This is a genomic window from Pseudomonas sp. FG1 (assembly GCF_034313875.1).
Classification (GTDB): Bacteria; Pseudomonadota; Gammaproteobacteria; order Pseudomonadales; family Pseudomonadaceae; genus Aquipseudomonas; species Aquipseudomonas veronii.
Genome location: NZ_JAVIWP010000001.1, coordinates 4144525 through 4154581 on the forward strand (window position 1 = coordinate 4144525; position 10057 = coordinate 4154581).

Genomic DNA, 10057 nt, shown 5'->3' on the forward strand with positions numbered 1-10057 from the left:
GCCATGGACTACGTGACGCAGATCATCGATCCGCCGCCGTCGCAGCCCCAGTTGTTGCTGGACGGCCTGCGCGCCTTGCGCAAACCCAAGCTTGACGGCGCGCCTGAGTTGCCCAAGGCGCGTCTGGTGCGTTCGGCGGTGGAATTGTCGGCCACGGGCATCGCCGCGTATGGCCGCGCCTGTGGTTTCCGGCATGAGCAGGGCGTGCCGCTGTCCTACCCGCAGGTGCTGGCGTTCCCGTTGCACCTGATGCTGCTGACCCGGCCGAGTTTCCCGTACCCGGCCAGCGGCATGGTCCACCTGGCCAATCGCATTCGTCAGCACCAGCGCTTGCACGCAGGCCAGGCCCTGCGCCTGGAGGTGTATTGCGAGCGTTGGGTGGCGCACCCCAAAGGCCAGGCGCTGAGCATCGCCACCCGGGCCTACGGTGCGGACACGCTGCTGTGGGAAAGCGACAGCCTGTACCTGCGGCGCGACGTGAAAAACCCGGTGGGTGAGCCATGGGCGGACGTGCTGCCCTTGCAGGAAGAAGGCCTGTTGCGCACCCAGCGCTGGGTGCTGCCCGCCGACCAGGGCCGGCGGTTTGCCAAGGTCTCGGGGGATTTCAACCCGATTCATACCTCGCTGATCGGCGCAAAACTCTTTGGCTTTCGCCGCGCCATCGCCCACGGCATGTGGACATTGGGCCGCGCATTGGCCGCCGAGCAACCGCCGGGCGGCCTGGATCAGGCGCAAGCGCACTGCGACTTCAAGCTGCCGATCTTCCTGCCCGGCCAGGTCGCGCTGTGGCGCCGCCCCGTGAGCGGCCCGCGGCGTGAGTTCGAAGTGCGCAACTTCGCCGGTGACAAACCGCACATGCGCGGGCTTTTTATCTGGAACGAGCGTCTTAAATGAATGACTACAGCTTCAACCCGGCCCCGGCCCGCCGCGTGGCGATCATCGGCGGCAACCGCATTCCGTTTGCCCGCTCCAACACGGTGTACGCCCACGACAGTAACCAGGATTTGCTGGTGGCCGCGCTGCAAGGCCTGGTCGACCGCTACAACCTGCACGGCCAGCGCCTGGGCGAGTTCGCCGCGGGCGCGGTGATCAAGCACTCGCGGGATTTCAACCTGGCGCGTGAGTCGCTGTTATCGACCACGCTGTCTGCGCAAACCCCGGCCTACGACTTGCAACAAGCCTGCGGCACGGGCCTGGAAGCGGCCTTGCTGGTGGCGAACAAGATCGCCCTCGGCCAGATCGACGTGGGCATCGCCGGTGGCGCCGACACCACGTCCGACGCGCCCATCGGCCTCAATGAAGCGCTGCGCCACACCTTGCTTGCGGCCAATCGCGCCAAGGCCATGGGCGACAAGGTGAAGGCGCTGCTGAAGGTGCGTCCGTCGATGTTCTTCAAGCCGCTGCTGCCGCGCAATGGCGAACCGCGCACCGGTCTGTCGATGGGCGAGCACTGCGAAGAAATGGCCAAGCGCTGGCAGATCAAGCGCCTGGCCCAGGATGAATTGACCCTCAGCAGCCACCAGCGCCTGGATGCCGCCTATCAACGCGGTTTCTTCGACGACCTGATCAGCCCCTATCGCGGCCTGGCGCGGGACAACAACCTGCGCGCCGACACCAGCCTGGAGAAGCTCGCCAGCCTGTCCCCGGCCTACGACCGCCAGAACGGCACGCTCACGGCGGGCAACTCCACACCGCTGACCGACGGCGCCTCGGTGGTGCTGTTGGCCAGTGAAGCGTGGGCCGCCGAACACGGCTGGCCGGTGTTGGCTTACCTGCGCACCGGCGAGACCGCGGCGGTGAATTTTGTCGACGGTAGCGAAGGCCTGCTGATGGCGCCGGCCTATGCCGTGCCGCGCATGCTCAAGCGTGAGGGCCTGGGCTTTGCCGACTTCGATTTCTTCGAGATCCACGAAGCGTTCGCCGCCCAGGTGCTCTGCACGCTCAAGGCCTGGGAAGACGCCGACTACTGTCGCGAACGGCTGGGGCTGGACGCACCGCTGGGCACCATCGACCGCGCCAAGATGAACGTCAACGGCGGCTCCCTGGGCTGCGGGCATCCCTTCGCCGCCACCGGGGGCCGGCAATTGGCGGCGTTGGCCAAGGCGATCCACGAGCGTGGCGGCGGGCGCGGCCTGATTTCGATCTGCGCGGCGGGCGGGCTGGGCATTACCGCCATCGTCGAAAAGTAGCGCTATCCAAAACAACAACAAGGAAACTGCCATGAACGCTATCAGCCTGGAACACACCGAACGCATCTGGTTGAACGCCTACCTGCCTGGCGTCCCGGCGGACATCGATGCCGGTATCGAGGACTACCCGTCGCTGCGCGAGGTGTTCCTGGAGCACCTGGAAAAATTCCGCGAACGGGTGGCCTACGTCAGCATCGGCACCGAAATGACCTATGCCGACTGGCACATGCAGGGCATTGCGTTTGCCGCCTGGTTGCAAGGCCAGGGTGTGAAGACCGGCGACCGCGTGGCGCTGATGATGCCCAACTGCTTGCAGTACCCGATCTGCCTGCTGGGGACGATCCTGGCCGGTGCGGTGGTGGTCAACGTCAACCCGCTGTACACCGCCCATGAACTCAAGCATTTGCTCAAGGACAGCGGCGCCGAGACGGTGGTGATCTTCGAGAACTTCGCCCACACCCTGGAAAAAGCCATGCCCGGCAGCAGCGTCAAGCGCGTGGTGGTGGCGGCCATCGGCGACTTGCTCGGCACCTTCAAGGGCGCGGCGATGAACTTCATCCTGCGCCGCGTGCAGAAACAGGTGCCGAGGTTCAACCTGCGCGGTTCGGTACGCTTCAATCAGGCGCTCAAGCAAGGACGGGCGCTGACCCATTTCCCGGTGGACATGCACCTCGACGACCTGGCCTTCCTGCAATACACCGGCGGCACCACCGGTGACGCCAAGGGCGTGATGCTCAGCCACCGCAACATCATCGCCAACCTGCTGCAAGCCAAGGCCTGGGTCGGCAACCAATTGGACCAGGACAAGCAGGAAACCAACGTCACCTTGTTGCCGCTGTATCACATCTTTTCGCTGACGGTGAACTGCCTGATGTTCATGTGCCTGGGCGGGCGCAACATCCTGATCGCCAACCCACGGGACGTGAAGCGCGTGCAGATGATCCTGCGCAAGGAGCGCTTCAACGGGATTGCCGGGGTCAACACGTTGTTTAACGGCTTGCTGGAGAACCAGGAGTTCTGTGCGCGGGACTTTTCCGACCTGCGCATGGTGATCGCCGGTGGCATGGCCACGCACACGGCGGTGGCCAAGCGCTGGAAGGACGTCACCGGGCTGCCGATCATCGAAGGCTACGGGCTGACCGAATGCTCGCCGGTGGTGAGCATCAGCCCCATCGACATTTCCCGCATGCGCGAGATGGAGTTCACCGGCAGCATCGGCGTGCCCTTGCCGTCGACCTGGGTGCGTTTCATGCGCGAAGACGGCGAATTGGCCGACCTCGGTGAGCAGGGCGAATTGCAAGTGCGCGGCCCGCAGGTGATGCAGGGCTACTGGAAGCGGCCCAAGGAAACCGCCGAGGTGCTGGATGCCGAGGGCTGGCTGTCGACCGGCGATATCGGGGTGATGGATACGCGCGGCTATATCCGCCTGGTCGACCGCAAGAAGGACCTGATCCTGGTCTCGGGCTTCAACGTGTACCCCAATGAAATCGAAGACGTGGTGGCGCTGCACCCCGGCGTTGCTGAAGTGGCGGCAATCGGTGTGGAAGATGGCGTGACCGGCGAGAGGGTGAAGATCATCGTGGTGCGCAAGGACCCGAACCTGACCCAGGCACAGATCCTGGCCCATTGCCGGGAATACCTGACGGGGTACAAAGTGCCCAGGTACGTGGAGTTTCGCAGCACCGAGCTGCCCAAGACCACGGTGGGCAAGGTGCTGCGCCGCGCGCTGCGCTAACTTGAATCTCTAGGTGATCTAAATGTGGGAGGGGGCTTGCCCCCGATAGCGGAGTTGAAGTCACCGAGCCTATCGACTGATCCACCGCCATCGGGGGCAAGCCCCCTCCCACATTTCAGAGCGAGTTCACATTGACCCAGCGCTGTTCTCGAGCCGCCACGCGGAGTTTCGCAGCACCGAGCTGCCCAAGACCACAGTGGGCAAGGTACTGCGCCGCGCGCTGCGCTAACTTGAATCTCTAGGTGATCTAAATGTGGGAGGGGGCTTGCCCCCGATAGCGGAGTTGAAGTCACCGAGCCTATCGACTGATCCACCGCCATCGGGGGCAAGCCCCCTCCCACATTTCAGAGCGAGTTCACATTGACCCAGCGCTGTTCTCGAGCCGCCATGTGGAGTTTCGCAGCACCGAGCTGCCCAAGACCACGGTGGGCAAGGTGCTGCGCCGTGCGCTGCGCTAACTTGAATCTCTAGGTGATCTAAATGTGGGAGGGGGCTTGCCCCCGATAGCGGAGTTGAAGTCACCGAGCCTATCGACTGATCCACCGCCATCGGGGGCAAGCCCCCTCCCACATTTCAGAGCGAGTTCACATTGACCCAGCGCTGTTCTCGAGCCGCCACGTGGAGTTTCGCAGCACCGAGCTGCCCAAGACCACAGTGGGCAAGGTACTGCGCCGCGCGCTGCGCTAACTTGAATCTCTAGGTGATCTAAATGTGGGAGGGGGCTTGCCCCCGATAGCGGAGTTGAAGTCACCGAGCCTATCGACTGATCCACCGTCATCGGGGGCAAGCCCCCTCCCACATTTCAGACCGAGTTCACATTGACCCAGCGCTGTTCTCGAGCCGCCATATGGAGTTTCGCAGCACCGAGCTGCCCAAGACCACAGTGGGCAAGGTACTGCGCCGCGCGCTGCGTTAGCTTGAATCTCTAGGTGATCTAAATGTGGGAGGGGGCTTGCCCCCGATAGCGGAGTTGAAGTCACCGAGCCTATCGACTGATCCACCGTCATCGGGGGCAAGCCCCCTCCCACATTTCAGAGCGAGTTCACATTGACCCAGCGCTGTTCTCGAGCCGCCATGTGGAGTTTCGCAGCACCGAGCTGCCCAAGACGACGGTGGGCAAGGTGCTGCGCCGCGCGCTGCGCCGCGCGCTGCGCTAACTTGAATCTCTAGGTGATCTAAATGTGGGAGGGGGCTTGCCCCCGATAGCGGAGTTGAAGTCACCGAGCCTATCGACTGATCCACCGCCATCGGGGGCAAGCCCCCTCCCACATTTCAGAGCGAGTTCACATTGACCCAGCGCTGTTCTCGAGCCGCCACGCGAATCGCCGTCGCCAGCCGCTCGACCGCCCACGCCGCCTCGAAGTCGCTGCCGTCCGCGCCCTGGCCGGCCACTGCCAGAATCAACTCGCGCACTTCCAGCGTCTTCAATTCGTTGTAGCCCAACTGATGGCCGGCGGCCGGGCTGAACGCCGCGTAGCCGGGTAGGGCGGGGCCGGCCAGCAGGCGTTGGAAGCCGTCCTGGCCCTTGCGGCACAGGCGCAGTTCGTTCAAGCGCTCCTGATCGAAGGCCAACGTGCCTTGCGTCCCGCTGATTTCAAACGCCAGGTGGTTCTTGTAACCGTGCTTGAGCCAACTGCTGCTCACCGTGCCGCGCGCGCCGTTGGCGAAACGCAGCAGGGCGTGTACCTGGTCGTCCACGGCAATCGACTTGAGTGTGTCGCCGCCTTTGACGGCGGGGCGCTGTGCATGCACGGTCTGCGTATCGGCGCACACGCTGACCACATCGCCCACCAGATAGCGTGCCATCGACAGCAAGTGGCTGCCCAGGTCTGCCAGGGCGCCACCGGCATGTTCCACCTCACAGCGCCACGACCAGGGTGAAGCCGGGTCGGCCATGAAGTCTTCGCTGAACTCACCCTGGAAACTGATGATTTCGCCCAATTCGCCGTTGGCGATGATCTGCTTTGCCCACCCAATCATCGGGTTGTGCTGGTAGTTGTAGCCGACCCGCGTCACCACGCCCGCCGCACTCGCGGCGTGGCGCATGGCGTCGGCCTGCGCCAGGCTGACCGCCAGCGGTTTTTCGCAGTACACCGCCTTGCCCGCCGCGAGCGCGGCCATGGCCATGGGGTAGTGCAAATGGTTCGGTGTGGTGATCGCCACCACATCGACCGTGGGGTCGTTGACCAGCGCTTGCCAGTCACCATGGGCCTGGGCAAATCCCCAGGCATCGGCGCAGCGCTGGGCGCGTTCGGTGTCGGCATCGGCCAGGGCGGCCAGCTTGAGGCTGACCGGCAGCTCGAATACCGTGCGGGCGTTATTGAACGCCAGGGCATGGGCGCGGCCCATGAAGCCTGTGCCGATCAGGCCGATTCCGAGTTTGCGCATAGCCGTGGTCCTTTGGATTATTGTTTTCAGGGAGGCTATTAATGGAATATAAATTCTCATAATTCAATATGTGGAAAAAATAATTCATTTCTGAAGCTATATCATTGCAGTTGATGTGGTTATATTCAGCGCAGGGTTAAAAGCCGCCAGTTAACAAAAGATAACGTAGCGCCGATTGTCAGACGATTCGAAAGCCCGATAGGATGGCCCCTACTTCCTCCAGGCGCTCTAGATTGCAGGTTTCAGAGCCCGGGAAGGTAAGACGACCTAACAATAATAAATGGGAGAAAGGTCTATGAGTGAGCCTGTCATGGGTTGGGTTGTTTGCCGCCCACGCGCCGCACGCAGGGTTGCGTTGCTGGCCACAGCGCTCTCGTTGCTGGCCGGTGCCGCGTTGTCGCCACCGCTGTTGGCAGCCAGCGATACCGCCGCACAGCCGGTGTTTGCAATTGAATCCCCCAAGGCCGCCAAGGGCCTGATGATCGACGTGGTCCTCGCGGGCTCGCGCCTGGTGGCGGTCGGTGATCGCGGGCACATCCTCTATTCCGATGACCAGGGCAGCACCTGGACCCAAGCCAAAGTCCCCACCCGCCAACTGCTCACGGCGGTGTTTTTTGTCGATGACAAACACGGCTGGGCCGTCGGCCACGATGCGCAGATCCTCGCCAGCGTCGACGGCGGCGCCACCTGGGTCCAGCAATACCAGGACCTCAAGCGCGAAGCGCCGTTGCTCGACGTCTGGTTCAACGACGCCAACCACGGCCTGGCCGTCGGCGCCTACGGGGCGCTGATCGAAACCACCGACGGTGGCAAAACCTGGGAAGACGTCAGCGAGCGCCTCGACAACGAAGACCAGTTCCACCTCAACGCCATCGCCCAGATCAAGGACGCCGGCCTGTTTATCGTCGGTGAGCAGGGCAGCATGTTCCGCTCCAGCGACGACGGCCAGACCTGGGAAAAACTCGAAGGCCCCTACGAGGGTTCACTGTTCGGCGTGATTGGCACCGCCCAGCCGCACACCCTGTTGGCCTATGGCTTGCGTGGCAACCTGTACCGCTCCACGGATTTCGGCAGCACCTGGGAGCCGGTCGAACTGAATGCGGCGCGCGGCGCCCTGGAGTTCGGCTTGTCCGGGGCGACCTTGCTCGATGACGGCGCGCTGGTGGTGGTCGGTAACGGCGGCAGCGTGGTGGTCAGCCATGACGACGGCCAGACCTTCAGCGTATTCAATCGCCCGGACCGTATTTCACTCTCGGCGGTGACGGCGGCGGGCAATGGCAACTTGATTCTGGTCGGGCAGGGGGGTGTTCGTGTTGCTACGCCAACCGGCGCCGAACCCACAAAACAATAAGAAGGCGGGGAAAGAATGAGCAGTCATCACAACGATAAAGCGACCTTTCTTGAGCGCCTGATCTTCAACAACCGCCCGGCAGTGATCGTCATCTGCCTGCTGGTGAGTATTTTCCTGTTCTGGCAGGCGACGTTGATTCGCCCCTCCACCAGCTTCGAAAAGATGATCCCGCTCAAGCACCCCTTCATCGAAAAGATGATGGAACACCGCAACGACCTGGCCAACCTGGGCAACACGGTGCGTATCTCGGTAGAGGCCAAGGACGGTGACATCTTCACCAAGGACTACATGGAGACCCTGCGGCAGATCAACGACGAGGTGTTCTACATCTCTGGCGTCGACCGCTCGGGCCTCAAGTCGCTGTGGAGCCCCAGCGTGCGCTGGACCGAAGTCACCGAGGAAGGCTTTGCCGGCGGGGAAGTGATCCCGCAGAGCTACAACGGCTCGCCGCAGAGCCTCGATCAACTGCGCAACAACGTGCTCAAGTCCGGCCAGGTCGGGCGCCTGGTGTCCAACGACTTCAAGTCGAGCATTGTCGACATCCCGCTGCTGGAGTCCTACCCGGACCCGCAGGACCAGGGCAAGTTGCTGGCGCTGGACTATCGGCAGTTCTCCCATGAACTGGAAGACAAGATCCGCACCAAGTTCGAAGCGCAGAACCCCAACGTCAAGATCCACATCGTCGGTTTCGCCAAGAAGGTCGGCGACCTGATCGACGGGCTGGTGATGGTCGTGCTGTTCTTCGGCGTTGCCTTCGTCATCACGCTGGTGCTGTTGCTGTGGTTCACCAACTGCCTGCGCAGCACCGTCGCGGTGTTGAGCACGACGCTGGTGGCGGTGGTCTGGCAACTTGGCTTGATGCACTTCTTCGGCTTCGGGCTCGATCCGTATTCGATGCTGGTGCCGTTCCTGATCTTCGCCATCGGTATTTCCCACGGCGTGCAGAAGATCAACGGTATCGCCCTGCAATCGAGCGACGCGGACAATGCGCTGACTGCCGCACGGCGTACCTTCCGGCAACTGTTCCTGCCGGGGATGATCGCGATTCTGGCGGATGCGGTGGGTTTCATTACCCTGCTGATCATCGACATCGGGGTGATCCGGGAACTGGCCATCGGCGCGTCCATCGGCGTGGCGGTGATCGTGTTTACCAACCTGATCCTGCTGCCGGTGGCGATTTCCTACGCGGGCATCAGCAAGCGCGCCGTGGCCAGGAGCAAGAAAGACGCGAATCGCGAACACCCGTTCTGGCGCCTGCTGTCGAATTTCGCCAACCCGAAGGTCGCGCCGATTTCCGTCGCCCTGGCGCTGGTCGCGTTCAGCGGCGGCCTCTGGTACAGCCAGCACCTCAAGATCGGCGACTTGGACCAGGGCGCGCCGGAGCTACGCCCGGACTCGCGCTACAACAAAGACAACAACTTCATCATCAGCAACTACTCCACCAGTTCCGACGTGCTGGTGGTGATGGTCAAGACCAAGGCCGAAGGCTGCTCGCGCTATGAAGCCATGGCGCCCATCGACCAGTTGATGTGGAAGATGCAGAACACCGAGGGCGTGCAGTCGGCGATCTCGCTGGTGACCGTGTCCAAGCAGATGATCAAGGGCATGAACGAGGGCAACCTGAAATGGGAAACCCTGTCGCGCAACCCGGATGTGCTGAACAACTCCATCGCCCGCGCCGATGGCCTGTACAACAACAACTGCTCCCTGGCGCCGGTGCTGGTGTTCCTCAACGACCACAAGGCCGAAACCCTCGACCGCGCCGTGCATGCGGTGCAGGACTTCGCCAAGGAAAACAACAAGGACGGCCTGGAGTTCATCCTCGCCGCCGGTAACGCCGGGATCGAGGCGGCCACCAACGAGGTGATCAAGGAGTCGGAACTGACCATCCTGATCCTGGTGTACCTGTGCGTGGCGACCATGTGCATGATCACCTTCCGCTCCTGGGCGGCGACCCTGTGCATCGTGCTGCCGCTGGTGCTGACCTCGGTGCTGGGCAACGCGTTGATGGCGTTCATGGGCATCGGCGTCAAGGTCGCGACCTTGCCGGTGGTGGCCCTTGGCGTGGGCATCGGCGTGGACTACGGCATTTACATCTACAGCCGTCTGGAAAGTTTCCTGCGCGCTGGCCTGCCGTTGCAAGAGGCGTACTACCAGACGCTCAAGTCCACAGGCAAGGCGGTGCTGTTCACCGGGTTGTGCCTGGCGATCGGCGTGTGTACCTGGATCTTCTCGGCGATCAAGTTCCAGGCCGACATGGGCCTGATGCTGACCTTCATGCTGCTGTGGAACATGTTCGGTGCGCTGTGGCTGCTGCCGGCGCTGGCGCGGTTCCTGATCAAACCGGAGAAGTTGGCCGGGCAGAAAGGCAACTCGCTGTTCGCCCACTGAGTG

6 protein-coding genes are annotated in these 10057 nt (G+C 62.8%); 5 read left to right on the forward strand and 1 reads right to left on the reverse strand.

Annotated elements, in window-relative coordinates:
- Positions 1 to 3: 3 nt before the first annotated feature.
- From RGV59_RS19100 to RGV59_RS19110, 3 genes are read left to right on the forward strand one after another with little or no spacing between them, the layout of a single operon-like run.
- A complete protein-coding gene (locus RGV59_RS19100; RefSeq protein ID WP_126585557.1) occupies positions 4 to 894 on the forward strand; it encodes a MaoC/PaaZ C-terminal domain-containing protein in 891 nt (296 codons plus the stop codon).
- Positions 891 to 2189: an acetyl-CoA C-acetyltransferase gene (locus RGV59_RS19105; protein WP_126585558.1), complete on the forward strand. Its 1299-nt coding sequence runs from the start codon at positions 891 to 893 to the stop codon at positions 2187 to 2189. Before RGV59_RS19100 ends, RGV59_RS19105 begins: the two co-directional genes overlap by 4 nt.
- 31 nt (positions 2190 to 2220) lie before the next feature.
- Positions 2221 to 3924, forward strand: a complete 1704-nt coding sequence (locus RGV59_RS19110; protein ID WP_126585559.1) for an AMP-binding protein — start codon at positions 2221 to 2223, stop codon at positions 3922 to 3924.
- A 1272-nt stretch (positions 3925 to 5196) separates the two neighbouring features.
- Here RGV59_RS19110 and RGV59_RS19115 read toward each other — a convergent pair.
- The gene (locus RGV59_RS19115) at positions 5197 to 6312 is read right to left on the reverse strand and encodes a Gfo/Idh/MocA family protein (protein ID WP_126585560.1); all 1116 of its coding nucleotides are present in this window, start codon (positions 6310 to 6312) and stop codon (positions 5197 to 5199) included.
- Between the two features lie 310 nt (positions 6313 to 6622).
- Here RGV59_RS19115 and RGV59_RS19120 point away from each other — a divergent pair, with 310 nt between their 5' ends.
- Both RGV59_RS19120 and RGV59_RS19125 read left to right on the forward strand, forming a co-directional pair.
- Positions 6623 to 7663: a WD40/YVTN/BNR-like repeat-containing protein gene (locus RGV59_RS19120; RefSeq protein WP_185833579.1), complete on the forward strand. Its 1041-nt coding sequence runs from the start codon at positions 6623 to 6625 to the stop codon at positions 7661 to 7663.
- A 15-nt stretch (positions 7664 to 7678) separates the two neighbouring features.
- Positions 7679 to 10054 (forward strand): efflux RND transporter permease subunit, encoded by a 2376-nt coding sequence (locus tag RGV59_RS19125; RefSeq protein ID WP_017846495.1) that lies wholly within the window; start codon positions 7679 to 7681, stop codon positions 10052 to 10054.
- The last annotated feature ends 3 nt before the right edge of the window (positions 10055 to 10057 follow it).